The 19,744-nt window shown below is 37.1% G+C and carries 20 protein-coding genes; 8 read left to right on the top strand and 12 right to left on the bottom strand.

Annotation, left to right across the window (positions count from 1 at the left end):
• Positions 1-87: 87 nt before the first annotated feature.
• Entirely contained in the window at positions 88-642 is a 555-nt protein-coding gene (locus D1868_RS05765; protein WP_156006428.1) for a hypothetical protein, read from the top strand.
• On the opposite strand, the gene D1868_RS05760 is transcribed toward D1868_RS05765, so the two are convergent.
• Genes D1868_RS05760 through D1868_RS05745 form a run of 4 tightly spaced genes read right to left on the bottom strand, consistent with a single transcriptional unit; the run spans position 628 to position 3,707 of the window.
• Positions 628-1,320 (bottom strand): zinc ribbon domain-containing protein, encoded by a 693-nt coding sequence (locus D1868_RS05760; protein ID WP_156006426.1) that lies wholly within the window; start codon positions 1,318-1,320, stop codon positions 628-630. The two genes, D1868_RS05765 and D1868_RS05760, sit on opposite strands and share 15 nt — an antisense overlap.
• Before the next feature lie 2 nt (positions 1,321-1,322).
• Positions 1,323-1,727, bottom strand: a complete 405-nt coding sequence (locus D1868_RS05755) for a hypothetical protein (protein WP_156006424.1) — start codon at positions 1,725-1,727, stop codon at positions 1,323-1,325.
• Positions 1,702-2,853 carry an LUD domain-containing protein gene (locus D1868_RS05750; RefSeq protein WP_156006422.1) on the bottom strand — a complete coding sequence of 384 codons (1,152 nt, stop codon included), beginning with the start codon at positions 2,851-2,853 and terminating at the stop codon, positions 1,702-1,704. The genes D1868_RS05755 and D1868_RS05750 overlap by 26 nt, the downstream gene beginning before the upstream one ends.
• Positions 2,850-3,707 carry a heterodisulfide reductase-related iron-sulfur binding cluster gene (locus D1868_RS05745; RefSeq protein ID WP_156006421.1) on the bottom strand — a complete coding sequence of 286 codons (858 nt, stop codon included), beginning with the start codon at positions 3,705-3,707 and terminating at the stop codon, positions 2,850-2,852. The genes D1868_RS05750 and D1868_RS05745 overlap by 4 nt, the downstream gene beginning before the upstream one ends.
• 208 nt (positions 3,708-3,915) lie before the next feature.
• On the opposite strand from D1868_RS05745, the gene D1868_RS05740 reads away from it, so the two are divergent.
• Positions 3,916-5,640 (top strand): hypothetical protein, encoded by a 1,725-nt coding sequence (locus D1868_RS05740; RefSeq protein WP_156006419.1) that lies wholly within the window; start codon positions 3,916-3,918, stop codon positions 5,638-5,640.
• A 1-nt stretch (position 5,641) separates the two neighbouring features.
• Here the strand turns inward: D1868_RS05740 and D1868_RS05735 are convergent, their stop codons facing one another.
• Complete coding sequence (locus D1868_RS05735; protein WP_156006417.1) at positions 5,642-6,229, bottom strand: hypothetical protein; 588 nt, start codon at positions 6,227-6,229, stop codon at positions 5,642-5,644.
• 282 nt (positions 6,230-6,511) lie between these two features.
• Here D1868_RS05735 and hsp14 point away from each other — a divergent pair, with 282 nt between their 5' ends.
• A complete protein-coding gene (hsp14, locus tag D1868_RS05730) occupies positions 6,512-6,892 on the top strand; it encodes an archaeal heat shock protein Hsp14 (RefSeq protein WP_156006415.1) in 381 nt (126 codons plus the stop codon).
• A gap of 65 nt (positions 6,893-6,957) precedes the next feature.
• Here the strand turns inward: hsp14 and D1868_RS05725 are convergent, their stop codons facing one another.
• A complete protein-coding gene (locus D1868_RS05725; RefSeq protein WP_156006413.1) occupies positions 6,958-8,436 on the bottom strand; it encodes an ABC1 kinase family protein in 1,479 nt (492 codons plus the stop codon).
• Between the two features lie 102 nt (positions 8,437-8,538).
• On the opposite strand from D1868_RS05725, the gene D1868_RS05720 reads away from it, so the two are divergent.
• On the top strand, positions 8,539-9,147 hold the full coding sequence (locus tag D1868_RS05720; protein WP_156006411.1) for a class I SAM-dependent methyltransferase: 609 nt from the start codon (positions 8,539-8,541) through the stop codon (positions 9,145-9,147).
• Here the strand turns inward: D1868_RS05720 and D1868_RS05715 are convergent.
• Complete coding sequence (locus tag D1868_RS05715) at positions 9,137-12,559, bottom strand: MMPL family transporter (protein WP_156006409.1); 3,423 nt, start codon at positions 12,557-12,559, stop codon at positions 9,137-9,139. The two genes, D1868_RS05720 and D1868_RS05715, sit on opposite strands and share 11 nt — an antisense overlap.
• Before the next feature lie 73 nt (positions 12,560-12,632).
• Between D1868_RS05715 and D1868_RS05710 the strand changes: the two genes are divergently transcribed.
• The 3 genes from D1868_RS05710 (at position 12,633) to D1868_RS11055 (ending at position 15,022) form a co-directional block, all read left to right on the top strand.
• Positions 12,633-14,111 (top strand): carboxypeptidase M32, encoded by a 1,479-nt coding sequence (locus tag D1868_RS05710; protein ID WP_156006407.1) that lies wholly within the window; start codon positions 12,633-12,635, stop codon positions 14,109-14,111.
• A 123-nt stretch (positions 14,112-14,234) separates the two neighbouring features.
• The gene (locus D1868_RS11060; RefSeq protein WP_231112484.1) at positions 14,235-14,615 is read left to right on the top strand and encodes an Lrp/AsnC family transcriptional regulator; all 381 of its coding nucleotides are present in this window, start codon (positions 14,235-14,237) and stop codon (positions 14,613-14,615) included.
• A complete protein-coding gene (locus D1868_RS11055; RefSeq protein WP_231112483.1) occupies positions 14,570-15,022 on the top strand; it encodes a winged helix-turn-helix domain-containing protein in 453 nt (150 codons plus the stop codon). Before D1868_RS11060 ends, D1868_RS11055 begins: the two co-directional genes overlap by 46 nt.
• On the opposite strand, the gene D1868_RS05700 is transcribed toward D1868_RS11055, so the two are convergent.
• Together D1868_RS05700 and D1868_RS05695 are read right to left on the bottom strand one after the other, a co-directional pair.
• Complete coding sequence (locus tag D1868_RS05700; protein WP_156006405.1) at positions 15,017-15,553, bottom strand: hypothetical protein; 537 nt, start codon at positions 15,551-15,553, stop codon at positions 15,017-15,019. The genes D1868_RS11055 and D1868_RS05700 overlap by 6 nt on opposite strands.
• Entirely contained in the window at positions 15,550-15,945 is a 396-nt protein-coding gene (locus D1868_RS05695; RefSeq protein ID WP_156006403.1) for a hypothetical protein, read from the bottom strand. Before D1868_RS05695 ends, D1868_RS05700 begins: the two co-directional genes overlap by 4 nt.
• 36 nt (positions 15,946-15,981) lie before the next feature.
• Here D1868_RS05695 and D1868_RS05690 point away from each other — a divergent pair, with 36 nt between their 5' ends.
• Positions 15,982-16,797, top strand: a complete 816-nt coding sequence (locus D1868_RS05690) for a DMT family transporter (protein WP_156006401.1) — start codon at positions 15,982-15,984, stop codon at positions 16,795-16,797.
• Here the strand turns inward: D1868_RS05690 and D1868_RS05685 are convergent.
• The 3 genes from D1868_RS05685 to D1868_RS05675 all read right to left on the bottom strand — a co-directional run bounded on the left by D1868_RS05685 (position 16,794) and on the right by D1868_RS05675 (position 19,717).
• Positions 16,794-17,951: an MFS transporter gene (locus D1868_RS05685; RefSeq protein WP_156006399.1), complete on the bottom strand. Its 1,158-nt coding sequence runs from the start codon at positions 17,949-17,951 to the stop codon at positions 16,794-16,796. The genes D1868_RS05690 and D1868_RS05685 overlap by 4 nt on opposite strands.
• Positions 17,952-18,062: 111 nt before the next feature.
• Entirely contained in the window at positions 18,063-18,911 is an 849-nt protein-coding gene (locus tag D1868_RS05680) for a P-loop NTPase family protein (protein WP_156006397.1), read from the bottom strand.
• Positions 18,887-19,717 (bottom strand): ABC transporter ATP-binding protein, encoded by an 831-nt coding sequence (locus tag D1868_RS05675; RefSeq protein ID WP_231112482.1) that lies wholly within the window; start codon positions 19,715-19,717, stop codon positions 18,887-18,889. The genes D1868_RS05680 and D1868_RS05675 overlap by 25 nt, the downstream gene beginning before the upstream one ends.
• Positions 19,718-19,744: the final 27 nt, after the last annotated feature.

The following is a 19,744-nucleotide window of genomic DNA, read 5'->3' as shown; positions in this document are numbered from 1 at the left end:
TTGTTTATTATGAATACGGAGAGTTAACTGAAAATTTTACAATAATTTCAGTTTACTCCCTCACTATTTAATAAACGCGTTAAAAATATGAGGCTAGGAATTGAAAATATTGATAAGATCCTTGAAGGCAATGAAAGAGTTGAGTTTTACGGAGATTGGGAGAGCGTTCTATTCCTAGCCCATAGGGCTGTAGCAGCTTCAGCACCAATAAATGTAGTGATCGTACAAGAGTTCGGAAAGTTTGATCCTTTTCTTGTAAAGAAGTTCCAAAGGATAACTGGAAATTATGGTGAAATAGTTATAAGGAGGGCCTTCAAGGCAGAAGACGTAAAACCTACAATAGATAGTTTTCAAGGTGAGGTAATAGTTATTGACCCATATTTTCACAGAAAATACTATACTGTAATTACTTCAGCTCTTAGGAGAAACGTATGGGTGTTCACAAGAGAAGTTAATGGCCTGCCTCAGGGAGGGGCTTTTAACCACCACTCAATGCACGTTATAGTAAGGGTATCTAGTAGCAAGTGGGGTTATAGGTTTTATATCAAGAAGCACCCTTTAATGCAAGAGCTCGAGATCCCGATCTCATTTGAAGGAATATATAGAGGAGGAGAAAACAAAGGACTTTTAGCCTGGGTTTGAATTCTTTTTAAAAGCTTGCTGGACTGAATATATAGCTAAGAGTGCGTAGCCTGAAATAGTTACCATATAAAAGTTTGGATCGAACATACCGAATAGATAACCTAGCAAAAGAAGTAATGAAGAGAATTGAACTATGTTGTCTTTAACGTTTAAATACAATTCCCTCAAAGCCGTAGAGATTATGACTCCTCCAAAGGAGAATAAAATTACTCCTACTACTCCTACTAAGGAATTAGGAGACAGAAAGAATATTCCAATACTTCCTACAACTGCAGACCAATATAATTTATTTACCTTAATAAATGGAACTATAATAAACACAGTTCCTATCAAATTAAAGACCGTATAAAGAATCTTCATATTTGGATAGAACAAGAAGAAAAGAGCTATAGCGAAAGACGTGATCACACTCCCTATCAAGAGCATAATATAGTCTGAGCTTTTGAGGACTATTTTAGGTTTCTCCTCCTCTTTTGGCTGTTGTTGAACATTAGATACTGGAATCTGAAAGAGAGGATAATGACATTTTTCACAGAACATAACTCCTTCAGGGTTCTCATAACCACATCGAGGACATTTATTAAGTTTTGGCGGAGTAAGCGGCAAGGGATAATGACATTTTTCACAGAAGACTGCAGTGTCTGAATTCTCGTATCCGCATCGAGGACACTTTTTCATAATCACTCATTTCCACTCTGCGTTTTTAGAATTACCTCTTTGAACCTATCAACACATTTTTTGATTTCGTCTTTTAACTCCTCATCCACTTCTCCTTCAGAACTAAAGGTTATCATATCTTCCGAAACAAATGCTACCACTTCTTTACCGTTAAATAGAAACTTCACGTAAAACATGTCGGACATTATTATACTTATTACGTGAGGGCAGTTCTCCATCATTGTCTTAACTTCGGAAACCACTTTTCTGACGAACTCAACCTTATCCTCACTCACTTGTTTTTTCCTGAACTCCACACCATCATATTCCCCTAAACTGACCTCTCCGTTTACCAAGATCGCTTCAATACCTCTTTTGTTGAGCTCTATTAGCAGACCGTTTTCATGTCTTATTACGCTCTTTGTCATTCGCTATCCACTTGATCTTTTCTAAAACACGTGGTATATTAATTCCCATAGGGCAGACTTCTTTACAGTTCCCAGAATGGGTACAAAGTGTCGCCGGTTTGGTATCACCGTAAACAATGTAAGACCACATTGCCCCCATAGGCCCAGTAAAAGGAGGAACTCCCCAATTAACTCCTAAAACTCTGTAGACCGGGCAGTGGAGGTGACATCTACCGCACCTTATACAAAGTAATGCCTCTTTTAACACTTCGTCTTGGCTTATCTTAACTCTGCCGTTATCTAAGAGGACTAAGTGAAATTCTTTAGGTCCGTGAGCTGGTCTAACCCTTTTCATCTCGATATCTCCCGTAGAACTTGGACCTGAGGTTAGGTTAATATATGTAGGTGGATAGAGACCAGCATAGGCAGCTTGAACCGTAGCTTCTAACAATGCGTGGTAAAATGTAGGTACTATCTTTTCAACCCCAGCCACAGCGATATGAACTGGGGGTAAGACAGTGGACATCCTTATATTTCCCTCATTTTCGACAAGAATGATAGAGCCTGTATCAGCGGCTATCGCATTAGCCCCCGTTATACCTACATCGGCTCTAACAAATTTCTCCCTAAGGAACTTTCTTACAATCGCTACTAACTCCTCGTGCGTCGCGTTTTCACTTACCTCCACTCCTAATTTCTCCCTGAGGAGCTTTACAACCCTCTCTCTAGTCATATGGATGGCAGGAGCTATTATATGAGAGGGAGGCTCATTAGCTAATTGTATTAAAAACTCACCTAAGTCTGTCTCCCACACTTCATTACCTAGTTCCTTTAAATACTCCCTCAACCCCATCTCGTAAGCAACCATGGATTTCCCAAGAACTACGATCTTGTTCTTTCCCACGATCTTCGCTATAATCTCTCTAGCTTCATACACGTTAGTTGCGTAATATGCATTACCTCCAATTCTCTTAACCGACTCCATGGTTTGTTCTACGTATTTTTGTAGGTTGTTCAAAACCTCTAGCTTAGCCTTTCTTAGCTCCTTTGCAAGGTCTTGAATATAAGGGTATTGGGATAGTGTTTTATAAACTCTAGGCACGTTATTGTTTATGGTCCTTTCAACTGCAATATCCCATTCACTCATTCTACCACCTCAGCAAAGTCGAGGATTTTGTGATATTTAGATAAATTTGCATAACACATGGGACAGACTACTACTATGTTCTCGCTCAACCTTTTAAGTTGCTCTACTCTCAGCCTAGCAATTTTCTCGCTTAACTCTCTGTTCACCGGCTTTATCGGTCCTCCGCAACAATAAGAAGTGTCTTTCCCGGTAACTAACTCATCTTCAACAAGTTTCACTCCTGAGGAATTTAACAGAGATCTGTAGACTTCTCTCTTTCCTAAAAACCTGGAATACAAGCAAGAATCGTGGACTACAATCTCGCCTTGAATTCTAGCTTTAACGTTACCTAAAAGCTCGAAATAACTTACGACCTCTATATCAAAATTCGTGAATTCCTTATACCTTAACAACGCGTTATGTGTATGAGGATCTACCGTGATTATCCTCTTAATACCTTTTTGCTTAAAGAAGTCCGTAACAATCTTAGCGTATTCACCAAACTCATCTAAATAGCCAAGCTCTAATAATATTGCACCGCTATACGGTTCATCTTCATATAAGTATCCGAACTGAACTCCTCTTCTCTTCAGCATTAAGGATATATTTTGTAATATCCTATATGCCCTTTCAATTTCTTCCTTTGAGGGTTTTATTAGTTTAGCTAATGCTGATAACGATGAAAGCTTTTCTGCATATGGAATGAATTTGGAGAAGACATCACTTAAGGAGGCAGTCTGATACATACACGAAGTGTAAATAATTGTTTCTCCTCCCCTCGGGATGTCCTTAGCCCAAGATGTACATACTGACTTGTCTATAGGATAGGGAAAACCAAACTTTTGAAGGTTTTGAAAAATTAACTTCCCTAACACCATTTACGATTATTCATAAAGGTTATAAACTTTTAGAACGAAGTTAGAAAAACGCTGTGTTTTTCCCTATCAATGAACTTGTGGAAAAGCTTTGACTGTTCCAAAATCTATGAAACAAGTTGAAAAGTTTAATATTCAAGTCATAGAAAATACATTAACTTCATATTCTCATTAACCTTTTATAGTTGAAACAAATTATTAGGTATTGATGATAACTGAATTTATAAAAAGAGGGAAAAACAAAATTTTCGCTTATGCCTTAATATTCACTTTTTTAGCCTCTCTACTGCTCGCTCCTAATATAGTGCTCTCTCATGCTTCATCATCTAAAGCACAAGTAAGCATGATCTACGAGAGGTATTACAGTTCCTACAGTGCCCAAAACGGTCTTGTAGGAAATACAATTCCTTTGGCCTCTGGTTCAGTAGTTATATATAAAGTGGAGTCGGCAAGAGCTAATTACACAGGTTCTGTGGGAGGAACACTTGACGTATACGCTAACATAACAACATATACGATTGTCTTCTCAAACTCACTCTCCACAGTTAACGGATATTTGACAGTACAAGCTTTTCCCAACATGACCCTTACAGTGTTAACTAACATTCCCAACTTGATTGGGGTTATAGTAAACGGGACGGGAACTTCTACACTCGTATGGTCTGGATTCAACTCAACTAAAGTCAGCACTTTTGCGTATATAAACGGGACGGGAACGGTGTACCTAGAATTCGCCAACGGTAGTGAGGTAGCTAACATCCCCGTTACTATTAAAGTAGGACAACCAGAGACTGTAGACCTTACACTGAAGTTATATACTATCCAAAGTGTTACGTCTAACTTAACGACAGAAGTAAAGTTAACAGTACAAATAAATTTACCTAAAAGATACCAGCCGTTAAATTTCACAACGGAGATAAACGGACAGCTATTTATGGCGAGTCAAGAGAATATAACACCCACACAATCGTACTTTAACGGAAGTACAGTGGCTTCTTTAATTTGGAAAGGTGAAGGTCTTGGATTTGCTCAATCGGGTTTAATAGGCCATGTAAAAGCCCACTTCGAAACTGTAGAATTTTATGGAGTTAACGGAACTGCTTTAGGGTATGTTCACATGGTGAGCTTTAATGGAACTCAGTCCAAACTTTTAGGAGGATCTACATCTAACGTGTATTTCGGGGAGGAGAAGATCGTAATATACCAAGGTGCTAGGGTACCACAAATCCATGTTGAGAGTCATGGAGACGTAGATATTAACGGAAAGGAGGTCATAGTGTTAGTAGGTAATAATGGTGAAGTTATGTCTACTGCACTAGTTAGCTTGTCCCACAAGGTTATCGTTAATGGAACTGAGGGAGGTACACTGGTCTACCTAAACCTATCTGGAAACATGAAAGTAGTGGTGGTTACTGAAAGCAACCAGACTGTCAATGTAAGTGTAGTTAAGCCTATCCAAGTACAGCCCGCGATAGTTACGATCAAAGGTGTTCAGCACCAGGCTCAGGAGGTTATGGTGAATTCAACTGGAAGTATTGTGTTTAACGTAACCTTAATGATGCAAGGGAACGTAACCGTATATAAGGAAGTTTCAGGAGAAGTAATTGAGCTGAATTCATCTAATTACTTCATGGTAAATAACACGGTAGTTGTATATGACGATCCGACCACAACCTATTTCATAGTTTATTCACAAACAACTTCAACTCAAGCTCCACAAGCGTCAACAACACAGTCCTCAAATACTCAGAGTACTAATCAGACAAGCTCATCACAAACCAGTTCAGCACCAGGAAATAGTAGCGTCAGTAAAGTAATGATCGCACCATCAAGCTCTTCTACGAGCGGTATATCAACACCTGAAATAGCTATCATAGGTATAATTATTGTGATTATTGTGGGAGCATTACTGATCTTCGTAAGGAAAAAGTGAATCAAGTTTCAGCTAATTGTTTAACAATAACGTTAACCGGATCTGTTGAGATATCTTCAAAGTCCCCGATTTTTTCTACTAGTTCTCCGTTCTTTACTTTAACCCTAACGTATTTATAGTCTTTAGAGGAGAACCAAAGGAGTATTATATTACCTAAACTCCTACTAATTGCTAATTCAATAATCTCTGGTATTTTGTCACGAGGCACAGACATTGTAAGGATTGGTTTAGCCACCGCCAAGACTTCTGTTTGAAAAATGCTGAATTCTTCCATGAATTTCTTTTCGTCTATCTCATTTTCGAACTTCTCGGGTTTTGTTGACACCGATATTGTACACCCTGAGTTCTTAGGTAGTACTGAAAATCTAAACACTAAAGTATTCTTCCCGAGAATAGAGGGTCTTGCAAGTGTATAAATTACGTCGAACAGTGTTACTTCCTTTTTAATTAAATGGTATTCCCTATCTTTTATTAGAATTCTTTCATCTTTAGTAATTGTAATATTTCTAAATGACCTTAATACCCTCTTGTGCTCTTGTAAGAAATGGAGTACTGCAAATTTATCAGAACTTAGAGTAATTGTTATCAAGGCGATTAATTTATTTATATCGTAATATTTATAAATGAAAACAGGGTGTATTACTAAATCTTAGATTTTATATGATAATATCATAACACAAATTGAAGTCATTTTGTAATAACCTTAAGTTTTATCGTATACTCATAGGATAGGATTTTAAGTAATTACAAAACAAAAAAATAAATAACACTAAAATGATAATGATTATATGGGACGTCTACTCAGATGGTACCTGATATTTAAATTGCTTTCTCAATTAATGAGGAGAAGAGGAGGTAAGAGGTGAAAAAGATGAGTTTTGCCTATTTCATAGGAAAGGAGTTGGGGAAGAGAGCAGAAGAGCTAAGTAGAAGCGTATTCGAAATAGCCTACCCACCAGTCGACGTGTATGAGGAAGGAGGATATTTAGTAGTCGTAGCCGACATGGCTGGATTTAACAAGGAGAAAATTAAGGCAAGGATTACGGGACAAAACGAACTAATAATAGAAGCGGAGAGAGACATAAGCGAGCCTGGAGTAAAATACATTACTCAAAGACCGAAGTATGTGAGAAAAGAGATTAAGCTACCCGTTACTCCGGCTAAAGACGCTCAAATAGCTGGAAAATATGAAAACGGTGTACTTACAATAAGGATACCGATATCTGGTACAGCCAGTATTAAGATAGAATAATAGGTAAGGATTTAACTTTACGTATTCTTTCCGCGTAAGTAAAGAGTATGTACCAGGCATAATTTTCAGTCTATGGTCGTTGCTAAAACTAGGGCGAGTAATCCAAGGAGTATTGATACCGTAGAATCCTTAGTGATCAAATAGTAAACTAGCCCTGCAAATACTAAGGATACTGAAATCGCCTTCACATAAGTTCTATTTCTCTTATTTTGAACTATGATAGGTTTTTCCAATATGGACAATCTAAATTTACGTATTGCGGCATTGACTGTATTCCTGAAGTCGCTCAGCATCGCCTCAAAGACTAAACCTTCCTCTTCTATCAGTCTTTGTAGGTTGAGAAAGAAGTTAAAGTCTGGATCTATCTGAAGGCACGTACTTCCTAAAATCGAAGTCATCCTTATATAAAGTGTAAGTTTTTCGGGTAACTTTAAGGGAAATCTATAAAAAACCTCATTTGCAGCCTCGAGAAACTGTTCTACTTCAAGGGTCTCAGCCGTAATTCCCTGAAACTGTTGTAGAAATAATTCTATACCTTTTGCCAAGACCTCTCTATCAGCCTCAGGTTGAATTGCCTCCAGTTCTTCTAAAACTTTTACAAGTCCTATACCGTCGAGACGTATTAAGGCTACGTAAGCCCTCAAAAGCCTTAGCCTAGTTTCGTGATCCATTTTCCCTACCATTCCGAAGTCGTAAATGATCAAATTTCCATTATCATCTACAGCTATATTGCCCGGATGGGGATCCGCGTGGAAGTACTCTTTTTCAAGAAGCATTATCATGAAGGCCTTAAATATTCTATAAGCCAGTTCTGATGGTTTTACTATTTTCTTAGCTTCTTCAGAGGTTACTTTATATCCCTTAATGTATTCCATCACAAGTATTCTCTTTGTGGAAAAATAAGGGGTGGGAATAATTACGTCTGGGAAATCGGCCAATTCCTCTCTTATTTTCCTCATGTAGTACTCTTCTTTCGTGAAGTCCATCTCCTCAAAAATTCGCCTACTGAAGTCGTTAACTATAGCCCTTAAGCTCTCATAAAAAGATTCGTCAATTAAATACTTAGTGTAGGGTAGTAGTGATTTTATGATCTTTATATCCTCTTCAGCAATCTCCCTAATTCTAGGTCTGTTAACCTTGATAACTACAGTCTTACCATCACTTTTCCTCTTGGCCAAATAAACCTGCCCAATACTAGCAGAAGATATTGGTTCAGGATTGATCTCAAACTCTTCTAATTTCTCACCCAAGTCCTCCTTAATAATTTTAAATACCTCTTCCCAGGGTGCGGGAGGTACATCATCTTGCAGACGTGAAAGCACTTTAAGGTAGGGCTCTGGTAATATATCAGAGTGCACTGACAAAATTTGGCCGAATTTTATAAACACTGGTCCTAGAGACACGATTATATTGAGAAACTTCTCTGCATCTCTATACATTTTCTCCTCGTCTATTTTCTCTCCCTTCAAAGTCCTCAAACGGTAATCCCTTAATCGTAAGACGTGAGGTAAAAGTTTAAGTCCCACCTTAATAGTATTCAGCACATTATAAATTCCGGGAAAAGGACTAAATTAGATTTTTACCGAAAAAGTTTTTCCATATATTTAAATACCAATTTATTACCCTTGAAACTAGAATTGGAATAAATGGAAATATTCAATGATCCTGAAGGTTATGCAAAGTGGTATAAAATCCATGAAAAGAGTTACGAGAGTGAGAAGAAACTTGTATCCTCCTTCAACTTGAAAGATTGCCTAGATGTAGGCTCTGGGCCGGGTATATTTCATGAGGTGATTAAAGGGAACGTAATCTCACTTGATATTTCAATATTTATGCTGATTAACGTACCAGAAAAAGAAGATAGAGTTCAGGGAGATGCACTTCAATTACCCTTTAGAGACAATGCCTTTCCTTGTGTTTTCTCCTCTGTTACGGTGTGTTTCGTTGAAGATCCTAGAAAGCTAGTGAGAGAAATGAAAAGAGTTAGTAAGGATAGGGTTGTCATATGTTACGTACCCAGAGATTCCCCTTTCGGAATATACTACGAAGCATTAGGAAGGAAGGGACACAAATATTACTCTCACGCTAACTTCGTGAGCAGAAGAGAGCTTTACGAAGCGTTTACCTCAGAAGGGATGAAAATAAAGGCAATAAGGTCTACCCTTTTCTTCTCACCTAATGAAGATGAAAAAATAGACGAAATAAAGGAAGGAGATTCCGGTTCTTTTGTGTGCGTTGAGGCAGTTAAACAATGAGTTTAGGCCTTATTTTGAAACGTTTGTACAAAATCAGTAGTAAAGACGGAGCAAGGTAAGCCCACAATACAGTCGTCTCCATGATCGCCGCTACAGCAAATGCAAAGCCTAATTCCTGCAGAATAGACGCGTTAACCAACATAAGTGAGCCTAAAGTCCCTGCAAATATCAAACCTAAGAAAGCAATAGTGAGCCTTAAAGCTCCGACAGACGTTGATATTGCATCGTCCATGTCCTTTCCCTTTTCTAACTCCTCGTGAATTCTGGCTATGAGAAATATGTTATAGTCCATTCCGATACCTATGATGATCGCTACGAGAAATAGTGGTACAACAGCGAAGATTGAAAAGCCCAAAAGAGTGTTAAAGATAAATCTCTCGAGTCCCAGTGTTATCCCAACAGCAGACAATATTACGTAAATTATTACAGAGGATACTGACAAACTCCTCGTCATTACTAGAAGTATCACGAACATCGTGAACGCGATCTCTCCTAACACTATGAAGAAATTGGACTGGACAAAGTTATATATATTGTAGGAGTCCACAGGGCCTCCACCAACATACCCTCTGCTTCCTACAACGCTAAGCACATGCTTTACAACGTTAAATGCTTGAAGAGAGAAAGGCTGATATTTCTGGTTTACTATAAAGAGAGCGTATCCGTGAGATATATATTGCGTATAATTATAAGAGGATAAACTACTATAGTTTACCAGATAGCCGTAAGGAGATACTGGTGAGTCTACTGCTGTTACTCCCTGTATACTCGAAAGGTTTTTGTATATATTCACAAAATAATTGTATTCAGAAAGAGAGAAGTTACCAGACCCGTTATAGGGTATCACTACATAGATCGGGAACACGTTAGCAGAAGTGAAAGAGGAGCTTAGGAATGTAATACCTTCCGTAGCTTGTGAAGGAGGTAGGAGCGCTAAGACGTTAAGGGTTAAAGGTGTGAATAACGCGAAAAGAGAAGCCACTATTACTATAGCCGAGATAAGTCCTACAATTTTGCCCGGGTTCTTCAAACTTCTAGGTTTAATCTCCTCCTTCTTATTAAACCTTCTCGGGAAGAACAGCCTATCACCGGCGACTCTTAAGATAGCAGGGAACAAAGTTATTGCAGCAAGCCATATAATTATGACGCTGAGCATATCGGATATAGCAGTGTCAGAGAAGAACGGGATACGATAAATGTAGATGAAGAAGAACGATAGCATCACTATGAGGGCTGTTATTGTTACAGCCCTACCTCCCCACCTCACTGCTTCGTATACAGCATCTTTACTGGAAACTCCCTTCTCTCTTTCTTCTACATACCTACTAGCTATAAACACCACATAGTCTGTGCCAAGTCCCAGTGACAGCAATAAAACTTCGCTCGGAGTAAGGAAATTGACCGTTATATGTAAAACTTTAATCACCAGTACGTAAAGGAATACAGAGGATACGAAAAACGCTGAGAAGTAAATTGTAAGCGGCATAAAGGCTGCAATGAAAGACCTGAAGTAGATACCAGCTAAAAGTATTGCAAGGGCTATACCTACTGGTATAGCCGTTGAATAGGCAACTGAAGCGACGTCTTTAAGCTGTTGTGATATAGGTTCCGAACCTGTTAATGTTAAGTTTAGGTGGGTCTGACCTTCTATCATTTTCTCTAGATCGCTGGCTTCGTTATACGTGAAGTTCCCTTTTAAGAAAAGTAATAGAGTATCGTTAGAGTAAAGCTCATTACTGATGTTCAGATATACTGGGTACTTTCCAGATAACAGGACTTGGTAATACGTATAATTGTGTAATAAGTCTTGTATTAACAACGTCTTGTTTAGGACTATTATGGGAGAGGTCGAATTAATGTAATTCACAATCAAAGTTACAGCAAGGGGTCTTGGCTCAGTATTATTAAGTAGCCTTAATGCAAGTTGTTTCGCGGTTAAGTTGCTGGCCTTAAGAAGGCTTTCCAGTTTGTTAAGGTGAAGTGAAACTAAATAAGCTGAGAGGTTACTCACATTACCTTTATAATAAAGAGAAGAAAACATCCAACTAGGAAGACCCGTCTTGTTAGATATTTCCTCAGCTAGGAAAGCGACAGCATCTGAAGTAGAATTTATGTTAAGTGAGTCTCTTACTATATCATAGCTAACGTTAGCATGGACACTTACGTATCTTACCGCAAAGGTACTTGGGTTTTCGCTTAGGTTTTCGTAAACACATTGGATGAACTCTCTTTCACTGGTAGAGTTTACTTTGGAGAGTATTAGAGATAAGGAGACTTTACTAACATTTGAGGGAGTAGCATAAAACACATCTTGTATTACATTTATAGGTATTCCGGTCTTTTCGGAGTAGACCAAGAAGAGGACTGTTTGAGGGGTATTATAGAGAAGTAATTTTGCCAAGTTTAAAGGTACATTGTATGTGTAATTGAAGTAATAAATCGTGAAAATTTCATCATAAAGTGGATTATTGAAATTCGACAGATTTACATACTTAAACATGAAATTGACGAAGAATAGCTGAGAAGAATTGAAAATTTCATCACTTACATTCTCCACAACTAGTTGTGCTACAGCGTATGGATCAGGTAAAGGTTGTGATGAGCTCCACTTCTGATAAAACAAGTAGAAGTATTCTGCTTCTTTTCCGCTGAGTAGTGGATAAGTCTTTTCAAAGGCGTAAAAGTTAGCCTCACTAACGTTATGAGTTAAATTATAGTAATACTCCCAGTAATTTAAGAAAATAGAAACCGGCACGTATAGGAATCTAGAAATGTTATAAGCGGTCTGATTAGTTTGTATTTCTCCTTCATGAATTTTAACAAATGTCGAATAGTTTTGAATCATTGCGTTATGTAGCTCTACAAGTTGTTCCGAAGTCGAATTAATCTTGTAGGAGAGGTTAACGAACTCTTGTTCCACTTTTAGCGTAGCATTATGAAGTTTTAAGAGGTTGTTTACTTCAGATGTCATATTTTCCCTCACTTTAAAGAGAAAACTGGAGACATTAGCTTCACTCTTCGTGATATTCTGTAATACGTCTGTAAGGTTACTTATCTCCTTATTTAACGAATACAACGTCTTATTGAGCAAAGATTTCTCTATCGAGAAATAGTTGGTAATGGATATGTTTCCATGATTGGTCAGGTTTGCGAAATATCCAATGTAAGGAGTAACATTCCCCCTCACAATTATTACGGCATTCGAGCCAGCAGCCCCGCTTAGGTTGAAATAGTTACTCACTATGCTTTCAGCTTTCTCTGAAGTACTACCTGGTACGGAGATAGTCACTTTGTAACTAACGGACTTAAAGAATAGACTAGATAGAGGCGCAGCGATGACAAGCGTAATGACCCATAATGCGATAACAACATACCACTTGTTAACAATGAACTTACCTAGTGCATCGAACATAAAATATAGATATATCTTTAATTTAAAAAGCATTACTCTAAATATCTCCAATTCATATAATATTTTGGTACATATGTTTGATAATGTTAAGGAGATATTAGAGGAATATAAGAAATTATGGGCATACGGATATGCAGAAGCATTAATGGCCTGGGACACAGAAACTTATATGCCGGAAGCTGATGCCTCTACGAGGGGTGAAGTATTCTCCGTATTTAATGAGCTGGAAAAACAGGTTTACTTGAAGATTTCTGAAAAATTAGATAAAATAGACGAGGAAAAGCTTAGTGATGAAGAAAAGGGAATTGTTAGAGTATTGAGGAGGAGCATAAAATACTATACTAAAGTCCCAATAGAGGTAATAAAGGAATTCACTAAGACCACAAATGAGAGTGTAGTAATATGGAGAAATGCTAAGGCTAAGTCCGATTTTAACCTCTTTTCTCCCTACCTAGAGAAGATACTAGACCTATCGAGGAAGATAGCCGACTACTTAGGTTATGAAAAACAACCTTATGATGCTCTACTAGACCTTTACGAGGAGGGCTTCACCACTGGAGATGGAGATAGAATCTTTAACACTCTTCTTCCCGAGGTATCTGGTATACTTAAAAAGGTTCAAGAGGCACAATATTTCCCTTCAAGTCACGAACTAGAGAATGTTCAATACGAAACGGAAAGAATGAAGAAAGTCAACGAGTTCTTGATAAAGTTACTTAACATGCCTTCAGACAAGTTCAGACTGGACGTCTCGGCTCATCCATTTACAATTAGAATATCTGGTAGCGACGTGAGGATTACGACAAGATATGAAGGAAAGGACTTTAAGGAGACGATGTTTTCCGTAATACACGAGAGTGGACATGCTATTTACGAGCTCCTCATAAACCCTAGATTTGAAGGTACACCTATAGCTACTGGTGCATCAACAGGTATTCATGAGTCTCAGTCCAGATTTTGGGAGAATATTATTGGTAGAAGTATACAATTTATAAAACTTGTATATCCGACATTAAAGGAGAACTTACCCTTCTTAAGTAAGTACAGCGATGAGGATATTTACAAGTATTTCAATACTGTAAGGCCGAGCCTTATAAGGGTTGACGCGGATGAAGTTACTTACAACTTCCATATTGCAATCAGGTATGAGATTGAGAAGAGACTAATAAACGAAAAGATGACGGTGAAGGAAGTACCTTCCCTTTGGAACGATATGATGGAGAAATATCTGGGCATTACTCCTAAAAACGATGCTGAAGGAGTGCTGCAGGATATACATTGGTCTCAGGGCTCTATAGGCTATTTTCCTACATATACTCTAGGTAATATTGTGGCTGGAATGCTTTACCTTAAGATTCCTAACCTTTACAACTTAGTTTCTCAAGGGAAGTTCGACGAGATAAAGGAGATTTTGAAAGAGTTAATTTGTAAATACGGCGCTACTTATCCACCCAAGACCTTATTGAGGAGGTCCTTCGGAAAAGAATATGATCCTGAGGGGTTACTGTCATACTTAAGGGACAAATACATTAATCTGAAGGGAATCGGTTAATTTCTTTACCAGAATTACAAAATAAGTTTATACATCTAGATTTCATATTTAGCAAGTAATTGTATATTTATTTGAAGGAAAAACTATTAAACGGTTAAGTGTATTACATATACAGTAATTACGATGGATGAACTCGAAAAGAAGATTTTAATTTATCTTTTTAGGGATCCTTTTCTGTCCCAACGAAATATAGCTAAGGAATTGGGCCTTACGCCTCCTTCCCTAACTTATCGTATTAAAAAACTCCAAGATGAAGGAGTATTCCAAGGCTACACGGTTTTAGTAAATCCTAACTTTTACGGTAAGTATTACAGCTTTGTAGCTTTTAAGAACTATTATGACTATATAGGAGAAGGAATATTCTTCAAATTCAAGTGCTTAGAGTGGTTAAACGTCTATGGAGTTGAGGGAAGTTCTATCCCAGAGATAGAGGATAAAATAGAAGGAATGAAAAAATCTTGGGTGATTATTCTCTTAAGTACTTTCCTAAACAGGAGATCATAGAGTCTAAGCCTTATGATTTACAAATAGTTAAATACCTTGTCAGAAACCCTAGGGCACAAGCTGCAGAAATAGCTCAAGAGACAGGTTTGACTCAGAAACTTGTGGAGAAAAGAACTAAGATCCTCTTAGAAAAGGGTATAGTAAAGTTAATTCCAATAATAGACTTAAAGAAGACTGATATAGTTATGTTCTCTATATTCAGTAGAAGAGTAGCAGAGACTAGAAAAATCCTCGACTCATGTAAGATCTTAGAGATCAACGACGGCCAGGCAGGTATAATAGGTTGTATAACGGATAAAATAGAGAACGTCAGGAAGTACATAGAAGCTGTGAGAAACGTAGCAGATAAAGAAGCCGACGTCATGGTTATCTATGACTATCAAATAAACACCAGTTTTTCCTTATGACTTTGAGGACTTAGTTCCTGTTACTAATGCTGTTATGTAAAGTATTGTAGGAATAAAAGTAAACCAGTAAAGTAGAGTAGGGTATGAAAAGATCAGCATATCTATGTTCACATTATTATATGAGGTGACAAAATTCTCGACACCTATAATAAGTAAGGGATATCTAAAAGTGTCTCCCGTTACTGAAGATACCACGTAATTAAATACTACGTAAATTAGCAAAGGATCTAATATATAGAATACCGGTAACCATGCCATTGTGGAATATTTGGCCGCTTGTCTACCCTTCACTAACATCAAGCAATTGTACACTAAGTTTATTCCTACGTATATTCTAAATGCATTTAAAAATAAGTTTAGTAGTTGAGCTAGGATCAAGTTACTACCCAAAAGGCTTGCAGAAATCTGAAAGGGTGAATCATAAACTACGAAAATTCCTCCAACGCTATAGTACCACCAAGGTAAGGGAATAAATGCTATCAGTATAGAACTCACGTAGTATGATAACAGAACTCTATCTGTTGTCCTCATACTAAGTTCACCGAAGTTATGGTTGTATTTTGAATCTTAAGCTTAATTGAAATGTATTCATCGTTATTTTTTATCTGATTTACTAGGGCTTGATAATTAGTTATCCCAATTGTTATATTTTTAGAAGTTTGGGGAGGAATTACGATAGGTTTTCCAAAGACTAAGTATTTTCCACTAATATTACAAACAGTCACAGACACATTCAACGGATTATTTATTCTAATTATAATTGCTGAAGAATTAGCTCCTACTATACTGACGTTGAGGCTCTTTAACAGTCTCAAATTCTCTACTTGTAAAATACCATAATGAAAAGTAATTGTTATGTAATTTAGATATATTAAGATAAAAATCAACGCCCCGACCAGACCGAGTATCTTACCCCAGTTCATACTGGCTTATTATCTTCTCACCTTATTACTTTTCTTGTGAAGCTGAAAAAAGGGATAACAGACCTATTCATCTCTTCTTTCCTGTGGGGAACAATAGGTATAGCTGTACAAATAGGTTATGAAGAAGGTGCAAACCCTTTTCAAATGGTCATGATCAGATCGCTGATATCCTCCATTTTGATCTTACCGCTTATTAAGATTAGGAGGATCCTAAACTTCCCCTCAATTCTTCTTGGAATAGTTACCTTGGCGTTTTACGAAACGTATATCTATACAATAAACTACCTTGGCGCATCTCTCTCGGCTGTGTTCTTATATACAGCTCCCATATGGGTATTATTATATTCCTTAATTTCTAAGAGCGAGGAAATTAACCTTAGGAAAATAATAGCTAGTTTTTCCGTATTTCTAGGGGTCTACCTGATGTACCTCTCAAATATAACTCTTAAAGACTTATACCTAGGACTTGCCTCAGGTTTAACCTATGCACTCTTAATAATCCAGTCGAGAAGACTTCAACTAAGAAGAATGACAAATATAGAGATAATAGCCTCACAATCCTTGTGGAGTTTTCCCTTTTCACTCATTTTCCTCTTCTTTAACTCATTTGGTCTTACAGTAGCCTCTATATACACGGGGGTGTATTTAGCTTTATTTGCTACTCTTCTACCATACTATTTCTTCTACAAAGGGATGGGGGAGAGTGATTCTGTAACTGCAACGGTAATCTCTACCTTAGAGCCAGTGTTTACAATTATCCTCGCCTTTTTTATCCTACATCAAGTATTGACGTTTTTGCAACTACTAGGATCGCTCGTAATAATAGTCTCTGCTGTTTTAGTCTCGTTCTAACCCCTCAAAATCTTGTCTCTCCAAAACATCTTAAAGAACGTTATCGCCGTAACTAACACTGGGAGCACCAGAAGCGTCATAGTCAGGGACAAACCTAAATATGTCGATACAAACCCTACTACAGCTGGAACTGCCAGGAATAAAACATTATTATAAGCCAAGAAATATGAATTTACAGCGTTTCTTTCCGCGATTGTAGTAGCTCTGCTTATCATTATCGTAGACATTGGAAAGATAGAGCCGTGAGGTATACCGAGCAAAGCTATTACCAGGAGAAAAGCTGTGTATGAAGGAGCATACAGAATTCCAAGCAGTCCAGCAATTGTAATACCTATCGATATTGCTAAAGGCATTCTAAGATCACTGAAGGGTCTAATAGTCATTGAAAGTCTAGTCAGAAATGATATTGTAAAGAAAGGCAGGAAAACAGAATACGCCTCAAAGTCCGGAACATTAAATCTCTCTTTGGCTAAGATAGCTAAGAAAGTTGTAAATGCCGCAAAAGGTACGTTATAAGTCGTTATTGACAGTATTGAAGAGATAAAACCTTTGTTCTTTAAGGCTGATATTCCCTTACTTTCCCTTTTCACTTCTGGGAATTTCAGCTTAGTGGATAAAATAAACGCTACCATAGCTAACGGAATGAACCACAAGAAGATTTCTCTGTAACCAACCCTCGTCAGGAGGTAAGTTTCAAGTGCCGGACCTATTATTAGGCTTAGGCTCAGACTTGTAGAATATAATGCCAACAACCTTTCGGCTGATTTTTGATCGTTTGCTAAGCTCGCTGCGGTTATTAGATTCGGCATAACTAAGCCAAATATCAGACCTGCTAAAGCTGATATGATCCAGATTGTAAATACGTTAGAATAATAATAAAGTAGAAGAGACAAAACGATAAAACCGTTAGAAATTATGAATACTCTCTTCCTAGTAATTGCGTTCAACGAAGGATTAATATATGATGTAGCCACGAAAGTAAAGGCAAAGATTACCGTAGATAGAAGTCCTACTACTGTGTTAGAGAAATGCAAAACATATTTTCCAAGTAAGGGAACTGTTGTAGTTACCATGTTATTAGTTGCTCTATCTGATAGTGTTATTAAAACAAGAAATATAGCTGCATATATTAAACTTGACTTGTTCTCCGCCATGGCTTGAGAAAATAGTTCGATACCGAATTTAAGCTTAACTACTAATGTTTAAGTCACTATATAGATACTATATTCATTTTAATTAAAAATATCTTAAAATACTTAAAATACTTATTTAATATTTTCATAATACCAACATCTTACCTTATTACCTTTGACGTTGAATAATTTAGGATTTTCAGTATAACATCGTTTTCTTAGCTCCTTGGTAATTAGATCACAGTAAGGGTGATAAGGACAACCGTGGTCCGATGGATCCCCTATCTCTTTTATAGGAATTTTCTCTCTAGGCTTGCCTAATTTGAGCTTCGTGTTTTGAATAAGTAAAGAATAAGGATGATAAAACTCCTTCTTACTCGACTCCTCTATGATTTCGTTACCGAATAAAACCACTATTTTATCAAAGACGTAGGGGTAAATCACAGAGGGATTGAATAGGACTAAACTTGCCGACTTTATTTTCGTTACCTTGACTAACATCTTAAGAGCGTATTCCGTTAACTGTGTATCAATCGTTGATAGAAAATCTTCTGCTACTATCAAGCTTACTTTTCCGAAAAATATTGATAAAATTTCTAATTTGAACTTATTAATTTCACTCAAGTCGTTAATTTTTGTATTTTCAATAATACTATCTCCCAATATTGTTTTAATCCAAAATTCATCTCCTTTTCCGAATTTTTTCTCATATAGTTTCAAAATATCCTTTATCTTTAATTCACTCGATATAAATTCTCTGGGAATAAGCCTTATCTGTTTCTTATCTATAATTCGGACAATTCTCCCTTTTTTCGGCTTTATTTCACCAGTCAATAACATCGATAATTCTTCAGTGCCCTTACCCAACTCACTCACAATAAGAGTAAGTTCTCTACTGTGAATACTCAAACTTATATCTTTAACGAAGTTCCCATAAACAGATTCTAATTGTAAAATTACATGGTCGGATAGAGATGACATCTTACCATCCTTTTACCGATTCTAATTAGCTCAGGTTTTTTAGTTTGACATTTAAGAGAGGAGTATAAACATGAATTACTATACACACATCCTGAGGAAGTTTTCCCATCAGGGATTACATATCCTCTTATCACGTCTATAGTATAAGGATGAAGTGGATCTGATAACACGTTATATCCTTCTTCAACTACTTCACCATTGTAAATTACTATAACCTTATCAGTAAGACGGGAGAGAACAGCAGCGTCATTATCAGAGATTAAAAACTTACTAGGCATTACAGACATGAGGTCTATAAGTGAGTTGACTATTTGTATTTGATCAACCTCACTGATCCCGTATTCTATATCGTCTATGAATACGTAATCGGGTTCAATAAAAGTTGCTAACGCTATAGCAGTTTTCTTTAACTTTAACGGAGACAGCTGAAAGACATAACTCTTGAGTATTTCCTCGGGGTTTAGACCAAGAATTTTCAATTTTTCCTTAGCTAAGTCTAATGCGTATTCTGAACTTCCTAAGTTGTGGCTAACAACAATTTCAACAAAGTGTGAAGCAACATCGTAGATAGGGTTAAAAAGTTGAGAAACATCATAAGGCATCCAGCTTATTCTAGTCCAAAGGATTTTTCTAAGATCTTCTTCTCCTAATTCTAGGATGTTTACTCCATCTAAACTTATCCTTCCTTTAGCCTTTACTACCCTAAATGTTGCCTTAAATATTTCTTCCTTTCCACTATCCCTTTGACCTAATATTCCAGTGTGATCATTAATTACAGCTGTAAAACAGTTTAACTTGTTATCCACGGTTAGACACTCGTACTCCAACATCCA

It is taken from the genome of Stygiolobus azoricus (assembly GCF_009729035.1).
Lineage (GTDB): Archaea > Thermoproteota > Thermoprotei_A > Sulfolobales > Sulfolobaceae > Stygiolobus > Stygiolobus azoricus.
This window is presented reverse-complemented; position numbering and strand designations above follow the sequence as displayed.